This window comes from Serratia sp. HNCC26DJ244 (genome assembly GCF_057180565.1).
The window spans coordinates 164,836-190,783 of the sequence record NZ_JBXUGO010000004.1 but is presented as its reverse complement, the minus strand read 5'-3'; the positions used below and the strand labels follow the sequence as shown (position 1 = coordinate 190,783).

The 25,948-nt window shown below is 48.1% G+C and carries 26 protein-coding genes and 1 pseudogene; 9 read left to right on the top strand and 18 right to left on the bottom strand.

Going from position 1 to position 25,948, the window contains the following annotated elements:
• Window positions 1-6 precede the first annotated feature (6 nt).
• Window positions 7-858 (bottom strand): IclR family transcriptional regulator domain-containing protein, encoded by an 852-nt coding sequence (locus tag AC2A06_RS05355; protein ID WP_473197372.1) that lies wholly within the window; start codon window positions 856-858, stop codon window positions 7-9.
• A 230-nt stretch (window positions 859-1,088) separates the two neighbouring features.
• Here AC2A06_RS05355 and AC2A06_RS05350 point away from each other — a divergent pair, with 230 nt between their 5' ends.
• From AC2A06_RS05350 to pcaD, 4 genes are read left to right on the top strand one after another with little or no spacing between them, the layout of a single operon-like run.
• On the top strand, window positions 1,089-1,775 hold the full coding sequence (locus tag AC2A06_RS05350; RefSeq protein ID WP_023491542.1) for a 3-oxoacid CoA-transferase subunit A: 687 nt from the start codon (window positions 1,089-1,091) through the stop codon (window positions 1,773-1,775).
• 11 nt (window positions 1,776-1,786) lie between these two features.
• Window positions 1,787-2,467, top strand: coding sequence for a 3-oxoacid CoA-transferase subunit B (locus AC2A06_RS05345; RefSeq protein ID WP_023491540.1), 681 nt, complete (start codon window positions 1,787-1,789; stop codon window positions 2,465-2,467).
• Complete coding sequence (gene pcaF, locus AC2A06_RS05340) at window positions 2,445-3,647, top strand: 3-oxoadipyl-CoA thiolase (RefSeq protein ID WP_473197370.1); 1,203 nt, start codon at window positions 2,445-2,447, stop codon at window positions 3,645-3,647. The genes AC2A06_RS05345 and pcaF overlap by 23 nt, the downstream gene beginning before the upstream one ends.
• Before the next feature lies 1 nt (window position 3,648).
• A complete protein-coding gene (gene pcaD / locus AC2A06_RS05335; RefSeq protein ID WP_484379596.1) occupies window positions 3,649-4,410 on the top strand; it encodes a 3-oxoadipate enol-lactonase in 762 nt (253 codons plus the stop codon).
• 102 nt (window positions 4,411-4,512) lie between these two features.
• Here the strand turns inward: pcaD and AC2A06_RS05330 are convergent, their stop codons facing one another.
• From AC2A06_RS05330 to AC2A06_RS05310, 5 genes are all read right to left on the bottom strand, one after another.
• Window positions 4,513-5,466: a transketolase family protein gene (locus AC2A06_RS05330; protein ID WP_484379595.1), complete on the bottom strand. Its 954-nt coding sequence runs from the start codon at window positions 5,464-5,466 to the stop codon at window positions 4,513-4,515.
• Entirely contained in the window at window positions 5,459-6,292 is an 834-nt protein-coding gene (locus tag AC2A06_RS05325; protein ID WP_484379594.1) for a transketolase, read from the bottom strand. Before AC2A06_RS05325 ends, AC2A06_RS05330 begins: the two co-directional genes overlap by 8 nt.
• 26 nt (window positions 6,293-6,318) lie before the next feature.
• Window positions 6,319-7,698, bottom strand: a complete 1,380-nt coding sequence (locus tag AC2A06_RS05320) for a PTS ascorbate transporter subunit IIC (protein ID WP_484379593.1) — start codon at window positions 7,696-7,698, stop codon at window positions 6,319-6,321.
• Between the two features lie 23 nt (window positions 7,699-7,721).
• Entirely contained in the window at window positions 7,722-8,003 is a 282-nt protein-coding gene (locus AC2A06_RS05315; protein ID WP_023491534.1) for a PTS sugar transporter subunit IIB, read from the bottom strand.
• A 327-nt stretch (window positions 8,004-8,330) separates the two neighbouring features.
• Window positions 8,331-8,774 (bottom strand): PTS sugar transporter subunit IIA, encoded by a 444-nt coding sequence (locus AC2A06_RS05310; protein WP_484379592.1) that lies wholly within the window; start codon window positions 8,772-8,774, stop codon window positions 8,331-8,333.
• Window positions 8,775-9,070: 296 nt separating this feature from the next.
• Here AC2A06_RS05310 and AC2A06_RS05305 point away from each other — a divergent pair, with 296 nt between their 5' ends.
• Entirely contained in the window at window positions 9,071-10,090 is a 1,020-nt protein-coding gene (locus tag AC2A06_RS05305) for a LacI family DNA-binding transcriptional regulator (protein WP_473197365.1), read from the top strand.
• A gap of 178 nt (window positions 10,091-10,268) precedes the next feature.
• Here the strand turns inward: AC2A06_RS05305 and AC2A06_RS05300 are convergent, their stop codons facing one another.
• From AC2A06_RS05300 to AC2A06_RS05255, 10 genes are all read right to left on the bottom strand, one after another.
• The gene (locus AC2A06_RS05300; protein ID WP_484379591.1) at window positions 10,269-10,964 is read right to left on the bottom strand and encodes an oligogalacturonate-specific porin KdgM family protein; all 696 of its coding nucleotides are present in this window, start codon (window positions 10,962-10,964) and stop codon (window positions 10,269-10,271) included.
• Between the two features lie 266 nt (window positions 10,965-11,230).
• Window positions 11,231-12,520 (bottom strand): ABC transporter substrate-binding protein, encoded by a 1,290-nt coding sequence (locus AC2A06_RS05295; protein WP_023492533.1) that lies wholly within the window; start codon window positions 12,518-12,520, stop codon window positions 11,231-11,233.
• A gap of 15 nt (window positions 12,521-12,535) precedes the next feature.
• Window positions 12,536-13,663 carry an ABC transporter ATP-binding protein gene (locus tag AC2A06_RS05290; RefSeq protein ID WP_023492534.1) on the bottom strand — a complete coding sequence of 376 codons (1,128 nt, stop codon included), beginning with the start codon at window positions 13,661-13,663 and terminating at the stop codon, window positions 12,536-12,538.
• A 13-nt stretch (window positions 13,664-13,676) separates the two neighbouring features.
• Entirely contained in the window at window positions 13,677-14,561 is an 885-nt protein-coding gene (locus AC2A06_RS05285) for a carbohydrate ABC transporter permease (RefSeq protein WP_484379631.1), read from the bottom strand.
• Window positions 14,562-14,583: 22 nt separating this feature from the next.
• Window positions 14,584-15,474 (bottom strand): carbohydrate ABC transporter permease, encoded by an 891-nt coding sequence (locus AC2A06_RS05280; protein ID WP_023492536.1) that lies wholly within the window; start codon window positions 15,472-15,474, stop codon window positions 14,584-14,586.
• A gap of 845 nt (window positions 15,475-16,319) precedes the next feature.
• A complete protein-coding gene (gene yfcD, locus AC2A06_RS05275) occupies window positions 16,320-16,898 on the bottom strand; it encodes an NUDIX hydrolase YfcD (protein ID WP_484379590.1) in 579 nt (192 codons plus the stop codon).
• 82 nt (window positions 16,899-16,980) lie between these two features.
• Window positions 16,981-17,532: a phosphodiesterase gene (yfcE, locus tag AC2A06_RS05270; RefSeq protein WP_473197362.1), complete on the bottom strand. Its 552-nt coding sequence runs from the start codon at window positions 17,530-17,532 to the stop codon at window positions 16,981-16,983.
• 180 nt (window positions 17,533-17,712) lie between these two features.
• A complete protein-coding gene (locus AC2A06_RS05265) occupies window positions 17,713-18,354 on the bottom strand; it encodes an RpiB/LacA/LacB family sugar-phosphate isomerase (RefSeq protein ID WP_023492539.1) in 642 nt (213 codons plus the stop codon).
• Between the two features lie 59 nt (window positions 18,355-18,413).
• Complete coding sequence (gene kduD / locus AC2A06_RS05260) at window positions 18,414-19,175, bottom strand: 2-dehydro-3-deoxy-D-gluconate 5-dehydrogenase KduD (RefSeq protein ID WP_023492540.1); 762 nt, start codon at window positions 19,173-19,175, stop codon at window positions 18,414-18,416.
• 484 nt (window positions 19,176-19,659) lie between these two features.
• Window positions 19,660-21,237 carry an MFS transporter gene (locus tag AC2A06_RS05255; protein ID WP_484379589.1) on the bottom strand — a complete coding sequence of 526 codons (1,578 nt, stop codon included), beginning with the start codon at window positions 21,235-21,237 and terminating at the stop codon, window positions 19,660-19,662.
• Window positions 21,238-21,737: 500 nt separating this feature from the next.
• Here AC2A06_RS05255 and AC2A06_RS05250 point away from each other — a divergent pair, with 500 nt between their 5' ends.
• Both AC2A06_RS05250 and AC2A06_RS05245 read left to right on the top strand, forming a co-directional pair.
• Entirely contained in the window at window positions 21,738-22,904 is a 1,167-nt protein-coding gene (locus AC2A06_RS05250) for an oligogalacturonate lyase family protein (protein ID WP_023492542.1), read from the top strand.
• A 26-nt stretch (window positions 22,905-22,930) separates the two neighbouring features.
• Window positions 22,931-23,254, top strand: a complete 324-nt coding sequence (locus AC2A06_RS05245) for a cupin domain-containing protein (RefSeq protein WP_473197358.1) — start codon at window positions 22,931-22,933, stop codon at window positions 23,252-23,254.
• A gap of 146 nt (window positions 23,255-23,400) precedes the next feature.
• Here AC2A06_RS05245 and AC2A06_RS05240 read toward each other — a convergent pair whose 3' ends face one another.
• Entirely contained in the window at window positions 23,401-23,841 is a 441-nt protein-coding gene (locus AC2A06_RS05240; RefSeq protein WP_484379588.1) for a DUF1240 domain-containing protein, read from the bottom strand.
• 130 nt (window positions 23,842-23,971) lie between these two features.
• Here AC2A06_RS05240 and AC2A06_RS05235 point away from each other — a divergent pair.
• Window positions 23,972-24,070: pseudogene (locus AC2A06_RS05235) on the top strand (cupin domain-containing protein); the annotation flags it as partial.
• An 83-nt stretch (window positions 24,071-24,153) separates the two neighbouring features.
• On the opposite strand, the gene AC2A06_RS05230 reads toward AC2A06_RS05235, so the two are convergent.
• Window positions 24,154-24,831 carry a type 1 glutamine amidotransferase domain-containing protein gene (locus tag AC2A06_RS05230; RefSeq protein WP_473197986.1) on the bottom strand — a complete coding sequence of 226 codons (678 nt, stop codon included), beginning with the start codon at window positions 24,829-24,831 and terminating at the stop codon, window positions 24,154-24,156.
• Between the two features lie 110 nt (window positions 24,832-24,941).
• On the opposite strand from AC2A06_RS05230, the gene AC2A06_RS05225 reads away from it, so the two are divergent.
• Window positions 24,942-25,886: a LysR family transcriptional regulator gene (locus AC2A06_RS05225; RefSeq protein ID WP_484379587.1), complete on the top strand. Its 945-nt coding sequence runs from the start codon at window positions 24,942-24,944 to the stop codon at window positions 25,884-25,886.
• Window positions 25,887-25,948 lie beyond the last annotated feature (62 nt).

Genomic DNA, 25,948 nt, shown 5'->3' with positions numbered 1-25,948 from the left:
CTGGAACTACAGCAATAACGCCAGTTCCATCGCAGCCCGCTGTAGCTGGGGTAATACCCGTTCCCGCAGTTCCGACGCGGAAACCTGTGAGGCATTAACCCCCACATTCATCGCCGCCACCACGCCCCCTTTACGCGAATACATGGGAACGGCGATCGAACGCAGGCCGATTTCCAGTTGCTGTTCGTTGATGGCGTATCCCTGGCGGCGAACTTGTGCTAATTCGGCACGTAATACCTCGGCTTGGGTAATGGTAAACTCAGTGAGTGGCGAGAGCGTGACCCGTGATAAGTAATTATCTAGCTGTTGAGTATCAAGTGCGCTGAGTAATACCATCCCCATTGAGGTCGCATAGGCCGGCAAGCGGCTGCCACGGCCCAGATCAATGGTCATAATGCGTTTTACCCCAGCACGGGCGACATAGAGGATCTGGTCACCATCCAACGTTGCCACGGAACAGGATTCATTGAGCAGCTTACTCAGATAATCCAGCGAATTTTGTGCCGCTTTCGCCAGTTCCGAAGACGAGAGATAAGCATGCCCCAGGGTCAGCACCCGGGGTAACAGGCGATAGTGACGGCCATCTGGGCAATGGACAAAGCCCAACGCTTTCAAGGTATAGAGACAACGGCGCACCGCTGCCCGGGGAATGGCGGTGATCTGTGCAATTTCCGAGACGGACATCTCCGAATAGTTCGGTTTGAACGCCTGTAACACCTCCAGCCCTCTGGCCAACGAGGCCATAAAGTTCGGGTCGCCCTTATATTTATCGTTGGTTAACTCACCAATTTCCTGCAATCGCTGTAGCTCTTCGCTAGGTAACTTCAGGTCACTAGGGAACTTCGGTTCATCACTCATCACTGCTTCTCTTTTTTAATATGAATCATCGTATTAAGCAGATAGTTGGCAAGCAGTACAGGACGTACAGCGGCAAATATCAAATTATCTACCTGCATCACAAAATTAACATCAAAATAACAAATAAACCGATAATCGCACAAACAGACGATAATCGAACTTGTCGCTCAAATTTTAATCCCCTAAGTTGAGATCCTCAAGTAAAAACAACCGCAGATGCAGGAGAAGAGATGATCAACAAAAGCATAGCTTCCATCGATAGCGCCGTAGCCGATATCGCGGATGGAGCCACTTTGATGGTAGGCGGGTTTGGCCCTGCCGGGCAGCCTTATGCCCTGCTCGATGCGCTGATCCGCCGGCGTCCACGTGACCTGACGCTGATTAGCAACAATGCTGGTAACGGTGATTTTGGCCTGGCGGCACTGCTGAAAGCTGGCTGTGTCCGCAAGGTGATTTGTTCCTTCCCACGCCAATCAGATTCATGGGTATTTGATGATCTCTATCGCAGTGGAGAACTGGAGTTAGAGCTGATCCCACAGGGTAATCTCGCCGCACGGATCCAGGCCGGGGGCTCGGGGCTGGGCGGGATCTATACCCCAACAGGGTTTGGCACCTTGTTGGCGGAAAACAAGGAAACCCGCGAGATCAATGGTCGCCAATATGTGTTTGAACTGCCGTTGAAAGCTGATTTTGCGCTGATCAAGGCCGAGAGTGCCGACCGCTGGGGCAACCTGGTCTACAACAAGACCGGGCGTAATTTCGGCCCCATCATGGCGATGGCCGCCACCTGCACCATCGCAGAAGTCAATCAGTTGCTCTCTTTGGGTGAACTGGCCCCGGAAAATGTCATTACTCCTGGGATCTTCGTACAACGTGTGGTTGTCACTCCGGCAACGCCACAGCAACTATCGGCTTAAGGCGGCATTTTATGTTAAAACTCACTCATCCACAGTTAGCCCAGCGGATTGCGCGTGATATCCCAGAAGGGGCCTACGTGAATCTGGGCATTGGCATCCCCACCCAAATTGCCAACTACCTCCCTGCCGATAAAGAGATCTTCCTGCACAGCGAAAACGGCATCCTCGGCATGGGGCCCGCCCCTTCAGCCGGGGAGGAAGATCCCGAGCTGATCAATGCCGGTAAACAACCGGTTACCCTGCTAGCCGGTGGCTGTTTCTTCCACCATGGTGATTCCTTCGCCATGATGCGCGGCGGCCATTTGGATATCTGCGTATTAGGGGCTTATCAAGTCTCTGAGCGAGGTGACTTAGCCAACTGGAGTACCGGTGCTGCAGGGGCGATTCCGGCGGTAGGCGGGGCGATGGACTTGGCCATCGGAGCACGCCAGGTATTTGTGATGACCGAGCACCTGACTAAAAAAGGCGAATGTAAAATCGTTAAACAGTGCACCTATCCGCTGACGGGGGTTGGCTGCATCGACCGTATCTACAGTGACCTAGCGGTGATTGATGTCACACCACAAGGGCTGGTGGTAAGAGAAATTTTTGGCGGTTTGACCCCACAGCAACTGCAAGATATTACCCCAGTCGAACTGACCTTTGCCCTTCAGCATGGAGAGAAACCACATGCACTCAGCCTATCTGTGTGATGCCGTCCGTACCCCATTCGGCAAGCTGAACGGTAGCTTGGCGACCATTCGTGCCGATGACTTGGCCGCGCTACCGCTGAAGGCACTGATGCAGCGCCACCCAGCGCTAGACTGGAGTGCATTGGATGATGTGCTGTTCGGTTGCGCCAATCAGGCGGGTGAGGATAACCGTAACGTGGCGCGTATGGCTCTGCTGCTGGCGGGGTTGCCCCCTTCGGTTCCCGGTTGTACCTTGAACCGACTCTGTGGTTCCAGCCTGGATGCCGTGGCAATGGCTGCCCGATCCATCAAGACCGGTGAAAACCACCTGGTGATTGCCGGTGGCGTTGAGAGCATGTCGCGAGCCCCCTTCGTCATGGGCAAAGCGGAGAGTGCCTTCAGCCGCACCATGCAGTTAGAAGATACCACCATGGGTTGGCGTTTTATCAATCCACAGATGAAAGCCTTGTATGGTGTCGAGTCTATGCCACAAACAGCCGAAAACGTGGCGCTAAAGTTTGGCATCAACCGCCAGGATCAGGATGCCTTTGCGTTGCGCAGTCAACAACGCACCGCTGCTGCACAAGAGAGTGGCTTCTACCATTCACAGTTGATCGAAGTGAATGTGCCGCAGAAAAAAGGGGAGCCATTGTGCTTTACACAAGATGAACACCCGAGAGCTACCACCCTAGCGGCATTAGAAAAACTCAAGCCGGTAGTCAATGCGCAAGGGACCATCACCGCAGGTAACGCCTCTGGCCTTAACGACGGGGCCTGTGCCCTGCTCTTAGCCAGTGAACAGGGGCTGCGGCAGCATGGTCTGCAACCGCTGGGGCGCATCGTTGCCAGTGCCGTCACCGGTATCGAACCGACCATCATGGGTTTTGGCCCCGCCCAGGCAGTGCGTAAGGTATTGCATCTCGCTGGATTGCAGCTGGATCAGATAGATGTCTTCGAACTTAATGAAGCCTTTGCTGCCCAAGCCTTGGCCGTCATGCGTGACCTCGGGTTAGCGGATGATGCTGCCAACGTTAACCCGAACGGCGGCGCAATCGCCCTCGGTCACCCTCTGGGGGCTTCCGGTGGCCGGCTGGTGATGAATGCCGCCCGGCAACTGCAGAAAACCGGCGGGCGCTATGGCCTGTGTGCCATGTGCATCGGTGTCGGCCAAGGGATCGCTTTGATTATCGAGAGGGTATGACATGAATATTGACTATCGTCTGCAGGGCCCACAGGATGCCCCTATGCTGGTGTTTTCCAACTCACTGGGCACCACGCTGGAACTGTGGCAACCCCAAATCGAGCGGTTGGCGCAATCATTCCGCGTTCTGAGTTACAACCAGCGTGGTCATGGTGCCACCCCACTCCCTGCTAGCCCATTAACCCTCGATATTCTCGGGCAGGATGTGATTGATCTACTGGATAAGCTGGATGTGGAACGTGCTTATTTCTGCGGGATCTCCATGGGAGGGCTCACCGGCTTGTGGCTCAACCGCTATCATCCGCTACGTTTCAAAAAAATAGTGGTGGCGAATACAGCCGCGCGTATCGGCAGCACGGAAGGCTGGCAACAACGGGCGCAACAAGTCCGTCAGGAAGGTTTGGCACCGATCGCCGCAACCGCCGCCGAACGATGGTTTTCACCAGATTTCCTGCGCCAGCAACCGCAACAGTGTTCTGCCTTGGTGCAAGCCTTGGCGCAAGGGAATGCGGTGGGTTATGCCGCCTGTTGCCAAGCGCTGGCATTAGCCGATCTGCGTGCTGAAGTGCCACAGATGAGCGTACCTATGCTGGTGATTGCCGGGGAGCAGGATCCCGTCACCACCGTAGCCGATGCCAAATGGCTAGTCAGCCACGCCGCCGATGCGCAACTGGCTATTTTGCCTGCTTCGCACATCTCCAACTTGGCTTGTCCTGAACTATTTAATCAGCAGTTGGAAACCTTCTTCGCCTTGGATAGCTGAGTTCATTCACCTTGTAGAACAAAATGTGTGGGTGATTGATGGCGAGTATCAGTGCAAAAAGCCAGGGGGTGTCACAGCTAGTGACACCCCTGGTTGGTCTGCTTACAGTAACTCTCTGGCGGCGGCCACAATATGCTCCGCCGTCAGCCCATACTCCTGTTGTAGAAATGCCTGTGTTCCCACCTGCCCATAGCGCCCTTTCACCCCTACTCGCCGCATTGGCACTGGGCACTCTTCCACCAAGACTTCGGCGACTGCCGAGCCCAGGCCATTATGGATACTGTGGTTTTCACAAGTGACTACGCGACCCGTTTTCGCAGCATAGGTTTGGATGATGTCACGGTCGATCGGTTTAAGCGTGAACATATCTATCACCGCCGCACTGACACCTTGCCGTTCCAGCATCTGCGCCGCCTGTAATGCCTCAGCCACCATGATGCCATTGGCAATCAAAGTAATATCATTGCCATCACGCAGCAGATTGCCTTTGCCGATGGTGAAGCGAGAGCCCTCCTGGTAGATACGCGTTGCCTGTTTACGGATAGTACGTACCCAGTAGAACCCTTTCAGCTCAACCAGTTGCCGTAAAATGTCCTGGAACATGGTGGCATCGGTCACTTCCAACACCACCGCATGAGCCAGGCCACGCACCGTCCCCATATCCTCAAATGACATATGGGTGCCCCCGTTATGGCAGGCAGCAATCCCCGCATCAGAAGCGATCACCTTGACGTTATTGCGCTGATAATCGAGCGCCATAAACAGCTGGTCGAAACAGCGGCGACTGGCAAAAGCGCTAAAGGTATGGACAAAAGGCACTCGCCCGGTAAGCGACAAACCGGCTGCGACGCCGATCACATTGGCCTCCATAATCCCGCAGTTGATAACATGGTGTGGATAGTCGTTATGCACGCCATCCATCGCCATCGAGCTCATCAGATCCGCTTCCAGTGCAATCACCGGCTTGCCCGCGGCCATTTGTTCGCGCATCACCCCCGCATACACTTTGCGCATTTCTATGTTGTCTTTGCCCTGTTGTGGGTCGACATTAAACATAAGCGGCCTCCAGGATGGCTATCGCCTTTTCGATCTCCAACTGAACCTCGGGAGTCAAACGCAAATGGTGTGAGTTTTTCAACTGCTCCAGATAAGCGACACCCTGCCCCTTGATGCTATCGAGGATCACCACCAACGGCCGCTGTTCACCGCTACGCGCTGGCATCACCGCATCATAGATCGCCGCAATATCATCCCCGCGAACAGTCTGGACATCAAAACCGAACGCGCTGAATTTGGCCTCCAGATCAAAGGGTTTGATGACTTCCTCCAGTGGGCCATCCAGTTGTTGTTTGTTGTAATCGATAAATAGCGTCAGATTATGCAGGTTGTGGTGGGCAATAAATTGAAATGCTTCCCAGCACTGCCCTTCATTCAGCTCACCATCCCCTAGAATAGTGAACACCCGGTTCTCTCGACCCGCCAACTGATGCGACAGAGCCATACCGGTGGCAATAGAAACACCTTGCCCGAGCGAACCGGTGGTGGCATCTACCCCGTGCGTCAATAAGCGATCCGGATGGCTTGGCAAGTGGGTACCGTTGTGATTCAACGTTTTCAGTTGCTCCAGCGGAAAGTAACCCTTAATTGCCAAGATGCTATATAACGTGGGACCGGCATGACCTTTCGACAAAACGAAGTAGTCACGCCCAGACCAATCCGGCTGCGTAGGGTTAATGCGCATCACCGCGCCATACAACACCGCCAGCGTTTCCACTATCGACATACAGCCACCGTAGTGACCAAACCCCAGCCCGGTAAGCGTTTTCAAGGTTTCCAGGCGGATCTGCCGAGCTAATCGGTGCAATTCTCCAATGTCTGTCATTGCGTTATTCCTCAAGCGGTCAGCGGTTACTTATCAGCACTCTCGGTATCTGACGCCGCTTTTGGCTTAGCCAGGAAATTGTGGGCAACCAGTACGGCAAAGATGGCCACAATCACCACCATAATCATCTCTTTGCTTAAGAAACGCGCCATATTACCCAGCACGATACCGATGACCCCAAAGTCGGCATCCGAGAAAGTGGTATTGGCGAACCCTAACGCCCCGAGCACCGGCAACAGCAGTACTGGCAGGAAGGTAATCAGCAGACCATTTGCAAAGGCCCCTAACATGGCACCACGGCGTCCACCAGTCGCATTACCAAACACACCCGCTGTGGCACCGGTAAAGAAGTGCGGCACAACGCCAGGCAGGATCAGTACCATCTTCATTTGCCCAAGCAGGAACAAACCCACCAACCCACCAAGGAAACTGAACAGGAAGCCAATCAGTACCGCATTGGGTGCGTAAGGATAGACCACTGGGCAATCCAGTGCAGGACGGGCATTAGGCACCAGTTTTTCAGAGAAACCGGTAAAGGCCGGAACGATCTCAGCCAGAATCAGCCGCACCCCTTGCAGGATAATAAACACCCCAGCAGCGAAGGTAATTGCCTGAATAATCGAATACACCAGATAGTTCTGCCCGCCACTCAGTTGCCCTTCTACATAGGCTTGGCCTGCGCTGACCGCCAGGATCATGTAAATAATCATCATGGTCATCGAAATAGAGATCGAGCTATCACGCAGGAAACTGAGGTTCTTCGGCAAATCCATCTCTTCGGTAGAGCGAGAGTGTTTGCCGACCCGTGAACCGATCCAACCAGACAGTACATAGCCCAAGGTGCCAAAGTGACCAAAGGCAATATCGTCATTACCGGTGATGCGCCGCATATAACGTTGGGCAATCGCCGGGAAAAACGCCATAACCAGTCCCAACGTCAACGACCCGGTAAAGACCAGTTGCACCCCTTCAAAACCCGCCACTGTCAGAATAATGCCGATCATGCAGGCCATATAGAATGTGTGGTGACCGGTCAGGAAGATATATTTCAAGCGGGTAAAACGTGCCACCACAATGTTGGCCACCATACCAAACGCCATAATCAGCGCGGTTGAGGCACCATATTTTTCTAATGCTATCGAGACAATGGCTTCATTATTCGGAATAATCCCTTGAATATTGAAGGCATGCTCAAACATATTCCCCAACGGGTTCAGCGAACCCACCAATACACCGGCACCACCGCCCAGCACAATAAAACCCAAAATGGTCTTAATCGTCCCTTTTACCACATCGGAGAAGGATTTTTTCTGTGCCAACAGACCGATTAGAGCAATAAGGCCCACTAATATTGCTGGCACTTTCAATATATCAACCACAAATTTAAGTGCTTCTTGGATAAACATATCCACCTCGCCAATGGGTCAAATTAAATAAGAGAATGGGCTTCGAAGTAAGCACGTAACTTGGCTTCAAGCTCATTGATGTCGATAATGTTGCTGATGACCACCAACTGGCTAGCTGGTACGCTGGCACTCTCAGCAATATCCTTGGCCATGACAAAAATATCGGCCGCCCCTGGGGTGGCGGAAGAAAGATCGGAGTGCTCAACTTCGGCCTCAAAATTCATCTTTTTCAGCACCTTTTTGATATTCATTTCCACCATAAAGCTGCTGCCCAACCCAGAACCACAAATCGCCATAATTTTCATTTTTTCACCTATTAAATTTAATTTAGATTTGAATACAATTTAAAATGCATGAATAATAAACAACCTTGCCTAACACCGCTTCACGTAAAGCATCTGGCTGGTGCGGGCATAATGCGGAACGCCGACACGCCGTAAACCCTTCCTTGGGGGCTCGTATCGCGCATCCCTGCGCTCCACGGTCGGCTAACCAGCATCATACTCACCTGTAACTCGCAGCTATTTAGCAAGATATAATGCACAGTTAATTAGTTAGAATATAAACCCGCCACATCCAACTTGATTAAGATGTGCCTATTACTATTGAAATTAAGAACCATCATACAGATATTAATAGTTGGTAATAATATCCTCAATTTGCTGTTTGTTTTCCGCCTTAAATAACTTCGCCATGGCTTCATTGTCCGAAAACAATTCCGCCAACGATGAAATTAATTCAATATGACTGCTACTGTCCGGAGCCGAAAGCATAACCACTATAAATACAGGATCGTTATCTTTTGAATGAAAACGGACACCCTGATTAATTTTCAGTAATGAAAGGCCCAGTGCTCTGGCCCCCTCTTCCGGTCTGGCATGAGGCATGGCAATACCTGGTGCCAGTACAAAATAGGGCCCCAGCGTCTGGTACTGATGGAATATGGCTGTCAGGTAGTCATCAGTGATAGTGCCTTGCTGCAACAGCGGTTGCGCACTTAAGGTGACGGCTTCGCGCCAGTCGGCAACCTCATCACATAATTGAATATGGTCGGCATTTAGCCATTGATTAAGCACACTCGCTCCTTGTTATCTGTCCTGTAAACTTCTGAGTAGTGAAACCTTAATCAACCGTAGGTTGTTAAACAGTGATGCTCCTCACAAAGATAGCGCTACCAAAGCGCTATTCTCTCAATTTGTGATAGCGCTATCAAATATAGCGGACGCCGGTTCTCTGCCACAGTTTTCTTATCGTTCCGGCGATGAACCGAGTAGAATGTGTGCCAACGTTGCAACAGTGCACATCAGACTTGTGCCGTCTCAACCCATAAGTTTATTAATGTGCCATACACCGATTTCAGTCAGGATTATGCATGTCGATCGTTAGAAAACGACGTAGTACCGGCCGGGTGACTCTGGCTGACGTAGCACAATTGGCAGGCGTGGGCTCGATGACGGTCTCGCGTGCGTTACGCTCTCCAGAGCAAGTTTCTGATAAATTAAGAGAAAAAATTGAAGCTGCCGTCAATGAGTTAGGCTATTTACCCAATCTGGCGGCCAGTTCGTTAGCCTCTGCCTCTTCCTATACCATCGCCATGGTGGTACCGAGTTTCTCCGAATCCGGTTGTGCCGATATGTTTGCTGGCTTGCAGCAAGTGCTGCAACCAGCGGGTTACCAGATCATGCTGGCGGAGTCCCAACATCACCTAGAGCGTGAAGAAAAAGTATTGGAAACACTGCTCTCTTACAATCTGGCGGCAGCGGTACTATTGAGCGTTGAACATTCGCCCAATACCCGCCAAGCATTGAGAAGCGCCAATATTCCGGTGGTCGAAATCGGTGCCATACGTGCCGACCCCATCGACATGAACATTGGGATAGATTATGTCGCTGCCATGTATCAGTTAACACAAACGGTCATTGCCAGCGGCTATCAAAATATCGGTTTGCTGTGTGCCAATCAGGAACAGTGGATTTTCCAACAGCATTTGCAGGGATGGCATAAGGCATTACTGCGTAACCATATCTCCCCTCATCGGGTGATTAATGCCGCCCAACCTGCCACCTTCCAGACTGGTGCTCAACAATTGCCGGAATTTTTGCTGGCTTGGCCAGAATTGGATGCCTTGGTCTGCGCCGCTGATGAATTGGCTTGCGGGGCGTTATATGAGTGCCAGCGACGTAGAATTAAGGTGCCAGAGCAATTGGCCATTGTCGGTTTTGGTAATCAGGAGTTCAGCCAGGTTTGCCAACCCCCGTTGACCACCATGACCATCCCCCATAAAGAGATTGGTATTCAGGCAGGCAAGGCACTTTTGGCACGCTTGAATGAAGAAGAGTGGCAACCGGAAGGGTCGATTCCTTCGGTGTTATGCCGCCGCAGTAGTTGCTAAATAGTGATGCTCAATCTTGCTTCAGTTTACACTTCAGCTCAGTGCTAATGATGCGGAACGCCAATAGCGGAACGGCAAATTGATCGGTGATCAATTTGCCGTTCCGCATATCTTGCTCGTAATTGACCATGTCACTCCCCCACTGCTTGGAGGGTGACGAGGTCACGATTCCACTACATTACCAGCTATAAGAGACCCCAACGCGGTAACGTGTTTGGCGATTATCATTGTAGCTATCTTGCTTGACGTTACCCACTTCGATATAGGGCTTCCAGTTTTTATCCCATTTGTACGCCAATTTTACATTATGCTCGTAATCGTTTTTATCATTATCAAAGATAACTTGGTCACTGCTTTTATAAAGAAAATTATATTCAACCTGCCAATCATTAAGGAAAGTATAACCTATCCAAAAATCACCTTGATTGGTTTTTGCATCATAGTCAGAACCCTTTGATGGGGTACGTTTATATTCATAACGATATCTGGCTGCAACATACAGCTCTTTGGTCAAGTTATACTGTGCACGCAAGTAAGGGCGATAACCATTGCTACTGCTAGTAGAGTCCATAGAGAACCCGGGTTGCAAACTCAAGCTATCGTTTACGTTAAACTGATAACTTACTACCGCTTCAGTACCATTACTCACTGTTTCGTTGAAAGGTTTATTCGGCGTGGTATCTGAGGAATCCTGTTTCCATTTCCCTTCTAAAGAGAAACCAAAACCGTTAGCAAAACGGTGCGAAACTAGCATGCGATCTTTATGATCACCTTTGCCGGTATCCATCCATTCATGTCTTAAGTCGATACTCATTGCCATGGCCTGGACACTCACGACAGAAGCTACCATTAAAGTTAATAACTTTATTTTCATTATTACACATCCTTACCATTAAATTATAAAGTCACGTTCCCTTTCTAAAGAATGGGCACGATAAATACTGAAAATTGTCATCCGCACGGGATGAGGCTTTACCAGTGAATAATTAAATTATTGATAGGTAGCCATCATATATTAGAAAAATTCCGTGATGATGATATTCGCTATCCATTCACTATTAGGCCCATCCATGGGCCTGAGTCTTACATACAGCCCGGTCATTGAGTATTAATACATAACCGTTTGAGATTTAATGTCTGTTATCTCATTGCTCGTTTCAGAATACGATCTCCCTGCCTTTGGAAATCTTCAGCCACTTCTTTTACCGTTTTCTTGCCATAATCGATTGATTGAATGGCATCCTGGAACAACACCACAATTTGTGGGTCATCAAAATACGGTGAAGCGGTAATGCCATGAGGTAAGGAGAGTGCCAAATTCAAACCTGCCACAGATTTATCCTGATCCTGAATCACACCACTGGCACGTAATTGAGTCACCGCCGTTTTGCTCAGTGGGACACCACGTTCCAATCGCAGAGCATCAACACCTTCTTTGCTGTTTAACAGGAAGTTAATCAACATTGCCGCTTCGCGTGGGTGTTTGCTGCTTTTACCAATGGAGAACATCTGAGCGGGTTTAAAGAACAATCCCGCATCCTTGGCATCAGGTAACATCGGATAAGGGCCGAGATCCAGTTTGGCTGGTGGCTTCAGATTGTCGGAATATTTGCTGATGGTGGTGTTCCACATATAGGTCCCCGCCCATTCACCCGCAATCCATGGCTTCATCTCATACATGTTGCTCTTACCGAAAGAAGCATAAAGTTTGGACGAAGGCATGACATGGTTCTCAACCAATGTCTTATACATCTGGAAGAAATCTACCCATTGCTCTTCGGTATAAGCAAACTTTTTGTCCGCCTCATTGATAATATCAACATTATATTTTTGGATCATATAAGAGCGTAACAGCGCAAAGGTATCCTGGTGCTCTAAGACCACTGGGTAATATTTTTCACCCAGTTTTTCATTAAAGGTTCTCCCTGCCGCTAATAGTTCATCCCAATTTTTGGGATACTCCAGCCCAGCACTCTTCCAAGTGACATCGTTATAATAGAAGATACGTGCTGTGAGCGATACCGGGATACCATTCAACTTGCCATTGATCGTTGTGGGTTGCAGATTCTTCGGATCGAACTGAGTCAAATCGAGATATTCACTCACCTTGTTCAGATCATAAAATCCATTACCATCCTTTGAAAAGATCGGCAGCCAGTTCCAGTTGGTCTGCATCACATCGGGTTCTGTTCCGCCAGCAATCTGTGTGGTCAAACGTGATAGATGACCATCCCAACCGGTGTATTCTGATTTAACTTTAATATCCGGATTTTGCTTCTGAAACTCTTCGATGGCTTTCAGCGTAACCTGATGACGACCATTTCCTCCCCACCAGGACATACGCAGTTCAACCGGTTCCGCCGCCACTGATTGATAGGCAAACATCGATAAAGAAGCGGTAATCAGCGCTTTTAATGCTACTTTTTTCATTGGTTAAAACTCCTGTTAAAGAGAGATGTTCTTTTCCGTTTTTGCATCAAATATGTGGCATTTGTTCATATCAAACTTAAAGTAAATAGGACGATGTAATCCCTTTTCCAAAATGGGTTTCACTTCATCAGATGGAATCCGGCAAGTTAATTCGAAGTCATTAACTTTCAGATAGACAAAGAATTCATGCCCCATATTTTCCACCCGCACCAGTTCACCCTGCGAATGTCCATCGGCAAAAGGCGATTCTGAGATAGTGATAAATTCAGGGCGAACCCCAAAGAACACCTCTTCACCCACAAAGCTGGCAACTTTATCCTGCTGCTGTTGATTTAAAGCCAAGAAATAATCACCAACGGTCAGGCCAATTTTGCCCTCGTTTTCCACCAGCTTACTCGGCCTGATATTCATTTCTGGTGCACCGATAAATCCGGCGACAAACATATTCTTCGGATAATGATAAAGATTATCTGGCGTATCCACCTGCATGATATGCCCTAGCTTCATCACGCAGATGCGGTCCCCCATGGTCATCGCTTCGGTCTGATCGTGGGTCACATAAACGGTAGTTGCCGGTTTTCCGCTCTTTTTCAGTTGCTTGTGCAAATCGGAAATACGAATACGCATTGATGCCCGCAGTTTGGCATCCAGATTGGAAAGTGGTTCATCAAACAGAAACACATCTGGTTTCTTGACAATGGCCCGGCCAACCGCCACACGCTGCGCCTGCCCACCCGATAACTGACGTGGCAGACGATCAAGCAGTTCATCCAGCTCCAGGATCTTGGCGGCTTCATTGACCTGCTCTTCAATCTGTTGTTTAGGCAGTTTGCTCAGCTTAAGTCCAAACGCCAGATTCTCTTTCACTGTCATATGCGGGTATAGCGCATAGTTTTGAAATACCATGGCAATACCACGGGATTTAGGGGCGAGGTTGTTAACCACACGGTCCCCAATACGCACTTCGCCACCACTGATGGTTTCAAGCCCAGCCAGCATCCGTAATGTCGTCGATTTGGCGCAACCAGAAGGACCGACAATCACCATAAACTCGCCGTCAGCAATAGTCAGGTTAATGCCATGAACGGCTTTATAACCGTTGCTATAAACTTTCTGCAGATTATTAAATACGACTTCAGCCATGATCAATCCTTAATTAACCTTTAATTCCGCTACTGGTAACACCCTGCACAAAATAACGTTGAGCCAGGAAGAATACGATGATAGAAGGCAGAATGGAGATACTTGCCATCGCCAATATTTCATTCCACGGTGCACCTTCGGTGACATCGATAGACATTTTCAACGCCAGTGCAATCGGGTATTTATCCACGCTGTAGACATAAATCAGTGGACCAATAAAATCATTCATTGACCACATAAACTGAAATAGTGCGACAGAAATAATGGCTGGTTTTAGAATCGGTACCACCACATACCACAATACCTGGAAAGAATTGCAACCGTCGATCTGCGCTGCTTCTTCCATATCACGCGGAACCCCACGCAAAAACTGGATCAGCATAAAAACAAAGAATCCCTGGGTGGCAAAAGCCATTGGTAAATACAGAGGTAAGTAACTATCCAGCATGCCCATTTCACGAAACATAATGTATTGCGGGATCAGCAACACAGTGCTCGGTAGCAGCATGGTGGTAATCAACGTCGCAAACCAAAATTTCTTCCATGGGATCTCAAAACGGGCAAAACCATACGCCACAATCGTCGAAGAGATAATGGTCAATAACACCTTAGGGATAACAAATTTAAAGGTATTAAGCATATAGTGACCAAAATTATATTCGGTACCCGTTTTCCAACCATTAACAAACCCGTCTGAAGTCGGATTATCAGGCCACAACCCCAAGGTAGTAAAAATTTCATGGTTAGGTTTAAACGATGCAGAAAACATCCAAACCAATGGATAAAGCATCAATAACCCGACCCCCAGCAGCACAAGGTAACGCAACGAGGCACTGATTTTTTCCTTGCGTAAGGTACGCTTCACTTCTCGCTCAGCGATTTGCTGTTCATCAGTCATCGTTAATGTGTTCGGTTGAATATCAGCCATTTTTGCCTCCCTTATCTGCTGAATAAAAGACCCAATATTTCGAAGACTTAAAGGCAATCGAGGCAAACACAGCGACGACCAGGAACAATATCCACGCCAGTGCCGCACCATAGCCCATATCAAAATATTTAAAGGCGGTATCATAGATATAGAGTGAGAACAGATAGGTGTAATGCGTCGGCCCACCGCCGGTAATCACATACGGGGCAGTAAATTCTTGAAACGCCTGCGTGGTTTGCATAATGAAATTAAAGAAGATCACCGGGGTAATCAACGGTACCGTCACCTTCATAAACATTTGCCACTTAGAAGCACCATCAATCATTGCCGCTTCATATTGCGACTGAGGAACATTCTGCAGTGCCGCCAAAAAAATCACCATCGCGGAACCAAACTGCCATACCCGCAATAAAGTAACTGACATCAATGCCAACGAAGGTTCACCTAACCAGTTAACCGGATCCAGACCAAAAACACCGATAAAGCTGTTTAGTAAACCATCAATGGCAAACAACGCCCGCCATAACACCGCAATGGCGACGCTACTGCCAAGAATAGAAGGGATATAGTAAGCAGTTCGGAAAAAACCGATACCACGCAATTTAAAATTAAGAGCAAAAGCGATGCCGAGTGCAAATGCCAGTTTTAATGGAATAGTCAAAAACACATAGGCAAAGGTGACACCCATGGACTTCCAGAAAAGATGGTCCTCGGTAAACATATAACGGTAGTTTTCTATCCCGTTGAATACGGGCGGACTCATCAAGTCATATTGCGTAAAACTCAATACAAATGATGACACAAAAGGAAATGCGGTAAATATTATCAAGCCTATTATATAGGGTGATATATAGGCCAACCCCAACACTCTGTTTTCATTCATAGGAATAGTCCATTAGATATAAATAAAATTAACCCGGCCATATCCTTTACCTACCAATAACAGGTAGCATGAGCCCTGCTGTGATTAAGCACAGCCTAATGTAATCAATATAAAGCTCTTTCCCCTTCAAGAAATAGATATACCAGCTACCCCTCTTAGTTCAGAGATGAACTGCGGTGAGCTTCGTTTATCTGTTACTCGAACAAGTTTGAGTATAACCACATAAATTTATTTACTATTCGTCATATCAACACCGTATCTGTACATTCCCTTTCCAGCGGCGGTTGTTTCGCTGCAGGCATTCTGTTGGATAAGTTGATTGACAGAGTCGTGAAGAGCATCTTGATACGGTACACCAGGTCCATGTTAGCTTCTCCCTGTTAAACAAAACGCAAAACCAAACAAACTGAAACGCAATTTCAAATTATTATATCGCAATTTTCTCCCACGTCATGCAGTGAATTGCTAAAGTGTGATCAAGGTAAAACGCTGTTTTGTTTTTTTTCAAACCTACATAAGAAAACAAAAAAAGACAACAAAAAAAACTTAAACTGCTGATTTAAAATAAATTATTTTGATTTAAATGTAACGTGAGCGCTAAGGGTTTGAAATGAACTTGTTAGCTAACTGTGATGGAACCAAAACAGCCTGAGCGGGGGGAGAAGGTAAACAGGATGGTCAAATGATGCCCTATCGGGAACCATAAAGGCGTTAATAGATAGCCCCTCAATTGATAGCGGGGCCGGGAACGATCACGTGGGACGTGCCCCACTCGGCAACAAAGTCGGACTCAGCAAGATAGCTCCATGCAAGATCACGCTCTGCAAAGCCACACCAAGAGTCTATCAGGCCTTTTCTTCATCAGAAGAACTGACGATATCTTCTGGCTGCAATGGCTTGCCATGACTTTGGCTCTGATTACGCGTTAACCACAGTGATAGCGCTTTCAACGAGTCTGGCGTAAATTCATCACAACGTGCGGTGATCTCTTCCGGTGTCAGCCAACTCACTTCGGCAACTTCTTCTTCCTGTAACGCAAAAGGACCATGAGAGACACAACTGAATAAAGTGCCCCAAATGCGGCATTGCTCAGCTTCAAAGTAAAACTGGCCATGCTCAGCAAACGGCACCCCGGCAATACCCAGTTCTTCAACGGCCTCACGGCGGGCAGAATCCAGGATATTTTCGCCGCTTTGTACCACCCCACCCGCCGTGGCATCCAGCCATCCCGGGTAGAAATCTTTAATGTCAGTGCGGCGTTGCACCAAAACTTTGCCCATCCCATCATGCACCACAATATAAGTCGCACGATGACGTAAACGTTGAGCGCGCATCTGTTGGCGAGTGGACTGAGCAATCACTTCATTTTGCTCATTAACGATATCGACCCACTCGATATCTTTAGCCTGAACCTGTTCCGCCATCCTTTAAAACCTTCTATTTAGGGCACGATGCCAGCCGCGCCTGGGTTGATCCATCAGTGTGTTAATATACTAAGCGTATAAGTTAGTGTGTTAATACTACCTCAGCAACCATCTTGCCACTATGCAGTGCGTTCACGCTCAAAACATTATCTATCAAGGTACCATAACTGGCAGCAAAACCGCCTTTCGGCATACTGAGTGAACCCGGATTAAAACAATAAAACTCCCCTTGCCTTTCTGCCTGCGGCAAATGCGTGTGGCCATACACCAGTACATCACCATTGGCTAGCGGGGGAAGATTGTTGGGATGATAAAGGTGCCCGTGGGTTAAAAACAGTCGTCTTTCGGGCAATAACACCTGCTGAAAATCCGCCATAACAGGAAATGACAACAACATCTGGTCAACTTCACTATCGCAATTGCCACGAACCGCGATGATTTTATGGCGATAGCGATTCAAGCATTCAGCGACCTGTGCAGGTTGGTAATTATCGGGTAAGGGGTTACGCGGACCGTGGTTGAGCACATCTCCCAGCAGCATTAGATAGCTGGCCTGGCTTTGCTCGAACAATTCAAGGATTTTATCAGTGGCGGAGAGTGAACCATGTAGATCAGAGGCGAACATCAGCTTCATACTCTTTCCTTCGCACATGCAGAATATGAAACCATTTTAACGGGATAACCTACTGCATTCAAATGGCCGGGGTCAACTTGATTTAGGGTCAACTTGATTTAGGGCCAACTTGATTTAGGGCCAACTTGATTTAGGGCTGGCGACCTAAGGTCACCAGCCACTAAAATACCCAGTCTCGATTTATTGACCGAGGATCTGCTTAACAAACGCTATAATTTCCGGCTTCTTGCCCTGAGAGAACAGGCACTCTTGGAAACGAGCACCACTCACTGCAGTCTTCACCAATTCAGGATCAATAGCGCGCAAGGTATCCAGATAATTATCTTTGATCACTGCAGCTTTAACCTGATTGAGGATCCCGGCGTTACGCACCTGAGGTTCTTTACGCTCAAGCGGGTAACCTTCACCTTTACGCCCAGTGAATGCCTTCTCAAAGATATAACGGACATTCAATTCAGCACCCCAGCCAAAGCCTTTGGCAAAAGGCAGCGCCAGTGCATTGCCATTGTTGATCTGAGCAAACAAGAACGCATCTGCTGGATCAATACAGTAGCCGCACACGACACCCGGGTGAATGTTTAATGACATTAATGCCCCTTGACCAGTACCACAACCGGTGACCACAAAGTCAACCGCTTCGGCATTCAACAGAATGCTGGCCATAATTCCCAGGTGGATATAGGTCAGGTGGTGATCCTGTTCATCACACATACCAACGTTAAATACCGCATCCTTATTACCTGCTGCAACAGCTTGCAGTTGTGCGAGAACCAGCGCATTTTTAGCCGCTTGGCTGTTTTCCATCATCAGCGCAATATTCATCTTTTCCTCTCAATCAGTAAAATCAAACAGTTATTTTTTATGCCAAACTTGACTCAAGCTTAGCGAGCCAACCAGCCGCCATCTACGGCAATGGTATAACCATTAATGTAATCTGAAGCCGATGAAGCCAAGAATACCACTGGGCCCATCAGATCTTGCGGTAATCCCCAGCGACCTGCTGGTATACGCTCAAGAATCGCTTCGCTGCGTGCTTGGTCATCACGTAACTGACGCGTATTGTTGGTCGCCATATAGCCTGGGGCCAATGCGTTAACGTTGATACCATGGCTGGCCCACTCGTTGGCCAACAAACGGGTTACGCCCATCACGGCGCTCTTTGATGCCGTATAAGAAGGCACCCGGATGCCGCCTTGATAAGAGAGCATGGAAGCAATATTGATAATCTTGCCGCCAGTGCCTTGAGCAATAAATTGACGAGCCACAGCCTGAGACATAAAAAAAACAGTTTTGATGTTCAGGTTCATCACATCATCCCAATCTTTCTCAGTGAAGGCGATTGCGTCCTGGCGGCGAATAATCCCGGCGTTATTAACCAGAATATCAACATGGCCAAACTCAGCCACCGCTTTTTCCAGCAACTCAGGTAACACTTCCAGCTTGCTCAGGTCGGCTTTCAAGCTTAAAAAACGGCGCCCCAACTCAGTCACTTTAGTGATGGTTTCTTCGGGTTCGACCACATTGATACCGACGATATCACAGCCAGCTTGTGCCAACCCAATCGCCATGCCCTGACCCAAGCCGGTGTCACAACCGGTCACAATCGCTACTTTACCTTGTAATGAAAAATTGTCGAGAATCATGCTGTTATCCTTATTACTCAGGGCGTTACAGCCCTTATCAAAAGTCAGGATCGTTTTGCAATCCCGTTTATACCCGTTATTTTCAAGTGAACCGGCATGGGTCTATAACTCGGCATCACGCCCTGCCCCAGTTACCGATCACTTGGATGCACATGGTTTTCTGTCTGCAACTTGCAGTTACACAAGGAAAAACAATGTCTCCTTGCTGTCATCAGGATATGCCAAGTCTAGCGCGTATCTTTATTGCAATCAAGAATAAATGAAACGTTGTTTTATTTTAAATAAAATTGATTTTCTTGCTTAATATTGATGACAAATATAGTGCGGTTTATGCCAATAGGCAGTAAACAACGCTGCCAACCGATGATAAAAACTCAACATTGCCAAATGAAGAATAGCACCCGTTTGGTTTTCACTATTTCCTAATATTTTCAGCCTGTTATCGGGGCCCCTTAATGTCGTGAGAGGCCCCGGTTTAGATTAATCAGACCGTTGAGGATGATTGACTTAACGTCGTGGGAACCTCAGGAGTGATATTCATCTTCTGGCAGATTTTGCTGTTACCCCAGCATTGCTCATAAGGTAACCCCACCAATTTCTCGATCACCAAACGCACCTCGGGTTGAATATCGCTGATCTTGCCGCCCGCCTTGATTCGAGCAACTTCATATAACACCACTTGGTGGGTTTGGCGGTTAAGCGCCATCTGGCTACTGAAAACCATCGCCATCAGTGCCAATACAATCACACCGGCAAAGAATACCCAGGAAATAGCAGCAATCGCGGTTTCGGGTTGAGTATGGGATTTCGATTGAAAACCGTAGTAGCTAAGGATAGCCCCCATGGTGAAGACAATAATGGAACGCATGATTTTGCCGGAGAAGGTCATGGCACCCGCATAGATCCCTTCACGACGACGACCAGTAAAGACCTCATCCACATCCGCCAAGAAGGTGTACACCGTCCAGGGAATGTAATAGACCCCACCAGTACCCAGGCCAAATACCACCGTAATACCGATAATTGCGATGGTTGCGATATAAACTGGCAGATGGAAGAAATGCAGCAATGAGTAACAACAAACGGCAAAGATAACGATACCCAGTGCCCATATGTAAGGTTTGCTGAAACCCTTTTTCACACAAATGCCAATGAAAACAGCGGTCGAAACCAATTGCAGTATGGCATTCAGGCTATTCAAACCCGCCAGCATGGCTGGATCATACTGTAAGACAAAGATCACGAAATAAGTAAATATCGACGCAAACAACCACTCAGCACCAAAGCCACACAAATACATTCCCAGATGTTTGCGGAACACACGCAGGTAGAAAGTGGATTGCATATCACGCGCCAGATTGACCAGTGTTTCTAGCAGTGACTTTTTCTTCTGCTGTATCGAGGCCACGATTTCAGTTTTGCGCTCCCACGAGAACAGATAAAGCGTCCCGATAGCAAAAAACAGGATCACACCATAAGTAATACCGGTATAGAGGAACGGTGTGGCCGACTCTTTACCGTAGATCAAAATAAATTGCCCAGGAATAAATGCCGCCAGGAAGTTGGCCATCTTGCCAAAAATCGCCTTATAACCCGTCAGTTTGGAACGCACGGCAAAGTCATCGGTCATTTCGGTGGCCAAGGTCTCGTAAGGCACCATCACCGAGGTATAAATCAGTTCGAAAATCACATAGGTGGAGAGGTAGTACCAAAAACCAAAGCCCTCTATCCACAGCAGCGGATAAAACAGCATCAAAGGCGCACCAATCAGCACAAAGAAACGCCGCCGTCCAAAACGCCTGCCAAGCCAGGTCTGACCAAAATTATCCGTCAGATAACCCATCACCGGGTTACTGATAGCATCAATAACACTGGCAACAGAGAAGATGAATGACGCTTCCAACAGCGTCAAACCACAGAAAGTAGTATAAAAATAGAGCAACCAGGCGCCACTGATTGCCAACGCGCCACTGCCTAGCAGGTTCCCCCCACCATAAGCCAATTGATGCCCAAATGTGACGCTATGCTCCTTTCCCGAGGGAATGCGACTACTTGTTTTCATCTACTCTTCTCTTAAACAAAAATAAACCACTGTTTCATTTTTAAAGGAACGCAGTTTATACATTTTGACCAGCTAGATTGATATGATATAAATCACAAAAATATCAGTTATCGATTTGTCACTCAGTACGTATACGGGTGGATTTGGCGACAAGGCCCTAGTGTGATTGAACGGTATGTCATGACGGTTCGCTAGGCTTGGTGAAGTGCAGTCATCCCGCACTGAGGCGGCACAGCACTAAACGACTTATGCGATACCTCTCGCATAAATTGCTCGACTTGATTGGCCTTGGGTGTAAATTTGATTTCCTTTTTCTTATTTTATGAAATAATGTTTTAATAATTAAGTTACTGTTCATATCGCCATGCTATTTCGAGTTGTTGGCTGGCGGCAGCAAGACAAAGCTTACACATAGGCCAAATCACGCAGCCCCATGACAACAGCTTGAACCGCGCAGGTATTCACTGAACAGTTTATCGCTAAGATTAAGGGAGGCCATTGTGGCTAAAGGTTCAGTTCTCAATTTCAATTTCCATCATTCAACTGATGCCGGTACCGGCGCGCAGATCACCCGTTTGACGCCACCCGATGTGTTATGCCACCGCAATTATTTCTACCAAAAATGCTTTACCAATGACGGCAGCAAGCTGCTATTTGCTGGTGAGTTTGACGGTAATCGCAACTATTACCTGCTTGATCTGCAAAAACAGCAAGCGGTTCAACTGACCGAAGGGGCTGGCGATAATACCTTTGGCGGTTTTTTATCACCCGATGACCGTTTTCTCTTTTACGTAAAAAATGAACGCCAGCTGCGCCGGGTCGAGTTGACTACTGGCGATGAGCAGACCATCTATCAAGTGCCTGAAGAGTGGGTCGGCTACGGTACCTGGGTGGCGAACAGCGATTGTACCAGCCTGGTGGGGATTGAAATTTCACGCAAAGATTGGCAACCCCTGACCGATTGGAAAATTTTCCACAGTTTCTTTACCAAAAAACCACACTGCCGTCTGCTACGCGTCGATCTCAACAGTGGTGAGTCTCGAGTCATCTATCAAGATAACCTCTGGCTGGGCCATCCTATCTATCGCCCTTATCACAATAATTGTGTCGCTTTCTGCCATGAAGGGCCACACGATCTGGTTGATGCGCGTATGTGGTTGATTAATGAAGATGGTAGTAATATGCGCAAGGTGAAGAACCATGCTGAAGGGGAGAGTTGCACTCATGAATTCTGGGTACCCGATGGCTCAGCGCTGATGTACGTTTCCTATTTAAAAGGCCAGCAAGAGCGCAATATCTGCCGTTATGATCCTGAAAGCGGTAAAGATGAAATTGTGATGACCATGCCTGCTTGTTCACACCTGATGAGCAACTACGACGGTAGCCTGTTGGTCGGGGACGGTTCCGACTCGCCAGTCGATATTAAAGATGCGCAGGGTTATACCATTGAAAACGATCCTTGGCTTTATGTGTTCGATGCCAAGCAGAAACGTCAGGCTCGTCTGGCTGCCCATAACAGTTCATGGCGTGTGCTCAACGGTGACCGCCAAGTAACCCACCCGCACCCTTCCTTTACCCCGGACAATCGGCAGGTGCTATTCACTTCAGATTTTGAAGGTCAACCTGCCCTCTATCTGGCGCAACTACCTGAAAATCTGTTTGCCTGATCTGTCGCATGTAATGAGGAAAAGTTATGTTTATCTATAAAAATGAGTGTCCACTGGAAGATTTAGGCAATGGCGTTACGCGGCGTATCCTCGCCCATGGTGGCACCATGATGGCGGTGGAGGTCAACTTCAGCCAGGGCGCGATAGGTCCATTGCACAGTCATCCCCACGAGCAGTTGACCTACGTACTTTCCGGGCGTTTCAGCTTTACCATTGATGGCGTTACCCAAGAAGTGGGCGCTGGTGACACCCTGTATAAAAAGCCTGATGTGATACATGGCTGTGTCTGTCTGGAGGCGGGAACGCTGCTGGATACCTTTACCCCTCAGCGTGAAGACTTTTTGAAATAACCTGATAACTGCGGGCCCTCAGACACAGGCATTCCCTGTGAATGGAGTCCCGCAGTTTGATCAGCGATAGTTCGCGTCTCTCTCGTTACTTGAGCAATTTGTTTAGACAGTCGCCGTTCCCCACATCTAAATTGAAGTTACACTTACTATTTTAAATTGCACAAACTTTCTGATTTAGCATACTTGGCAGCCATTCCGAGCATGGAACTATTAGGTACACCTTTGCATCGAAGATAACCCTGTTCAGTTAACTTTTCTGTATAGTAATATTTGAATCCAAAATTTATCAATACTCCTACGAGCAATAACAGGTAAATCAATTTAGAACAAATCGCTTGTAGTGTATCTGATGCTCTACGAGCTTTTAATATAGGTTGTATGGAAATAATAATAAAAACAATAAAAAATAATGGGGCAATGACTCCAGCAGAAATGCTGACCGAAGAAAAAACTAAAACGTCAGGATTTCCAGACCAAGCATTTAAATTATAAAAAAATATATATACTAAAAAAGCACATAATGGTGCAAGAATAAATGCCATGAAAAAAAATGCGAAAAAACGCATCTTAAATGTTATTTTTTCCATCAAAAACGTCCTCTAAGCAACTCAGATATTGCATTCCTAATGTACTTCTTAACTTCGTATTGAGCAAACTCCACACCTTTATTAAGCATTTTATCCATCTCAAGGGCAACTATATCAATAAACCCTTGTTTTAAATAAAAAGCCTGATGTGATACATGGCTGTGTCTGTCTGGAGGCGGGAACGCTGCTGGATACCTTTACCCCTCAGCGTGAAGACTTTTTGAAATAACCAGATAACTGCGGGCCCTCAGACACAGGCATTCCCTGTGAATGGAGTCCCGCAGTTTGATTAGCGGTGGTTCGCGTCTTTCATTATTTGAGCAATTTGAGTACCGCTTCAGCGGTTGCATCGGAAGATGCTGGGTTTTGCCCCGTAATCAGCAAACCATCCACTGCGACGTGGCTCTGCCAGTTCTCAGCACGGCTATAATGCCCACCGTTACCTTTAAGCATCTCTTCAACCAGGAATGGCACTACCTGAGTCAGTTGTACCGCCTCTTCTTCACTGTTGCTGAATCCTGTGACCTGCTTGCCCATAACCAGGGGCTGGCCTGCTGTATTCTTGGCGTGGCGCAATACGGCTGGGGCATGGCACACCGCAGCAACCGGTTTACCCTGCGCGTGGAATTGTTCTATCAGAGCAACAGAGACGCTATCTTCCGCCAAATCCCACAGCGGGCCATGGCCGCCTGGGTAAAACAGCGCATCAAAATCGTCAGCGTTAATATCCTGCAACTTCACGGTATTCGCCAGCGCGTGCTGCGCGGTGGTGTCCTGATCGAACCGACGAGTAGACGCCGTTTGTGCATCTGGCTGACTGCTTTTCGGATCCAGAGGCGGTTGGCCCCCTTGCGGTGAGGCCAGAGTAATATCCGCACCCGCATCGCGGAAAACATAATAGGGTGACGCAAACTCTTCCAGCCAGAACCCGGTCTTGTGGCCGGTGTTACCCAGTTTGTCGTGAGAGGTCAATACCATCAGGATTTTCATCATTTATCTCCATTGAGCGCTATTGCGCCTGAATCAGTGAACTGGATATAAGCATAGATGAGTCGCTATAATTCTAAAAATTAAAAGCTTTCATTTCAGGTATTCAAAAAATGAATATATTCAATAAAGACCTCAATCTGCTGCTGTTTTTCCACGTGTTATATCAAGAGCGTAATGCCTCAATGGCGGCGGTTCGCATGTCTCTCAGCCAACCCGCAATGAGCCATAAACTCAGTAAGTTGCGCCATGAGTTTGGCGATCCGCTTTTTGTTAGAGCGCCACGCGGTCTGGCCCCTACCCCACGTGCCCATCAAATTGCGGTTCAGGTGCAAAAGCTGGTGGAGGATATTGAGACGTTTTACGATCAATGTGAAGGTCGTGATTTTCTTGCCCGCGCCGAGCGCATCCACATCTATACCACCGATTACATGGAGCAGATCATGATGCCAGGCTTGTTGCCAATAGTGCGACAAGAGGCGCCCAATCTGGTGCTGATCACCCATAACACACGCGGCGTATTACCACGGGAAGAACTCGAAAAGGGAACCTGTGACCTGGCTATTGCCGGTTTCTACGATCAACTGCCGGATACGTTTCATCAGCAACGCTTGCTGAGTGAGGATTTTGTGGTACTCGCCGCGGCAGGTCATCATTTACTGCAAGAAGGGCTCGACCTGAACACTTATCTAGCCTGCGAGCATGTTCTGACAACATTAACTGGTGATCTCAATGGGGTGGTTGATCGTTATCTTCAACGCCAAGGCCTCGCGCGTAACGTCGTTGCTGGGCTCTCCAGTTTTCTTGCACCAAGCCGTTTAATCCGAGGCAGTGACTTATTGCTCACCTGTCTGCGTTCAGTGGGCGAAGAGGCAGTGACTCGCGATCCTGAATTGCGCCTTTACCCTTTACCCCTAGAACTACCGCGTGTCGACATGATGCAGATCTGGCATGAGCGAACACATAATGATCGGTTGCGCCGCTGGTTGCGACTGACGATTCAACAACATGCCTTAGCATTAGCAGAAAATCGTTCTGTGCTTGGTTCGGGCTCTTAAACTATTGAATTCTTGCTCTGGATAATTTTTATTAGAGGGCCCTAACCCGCCATAAGGGTATC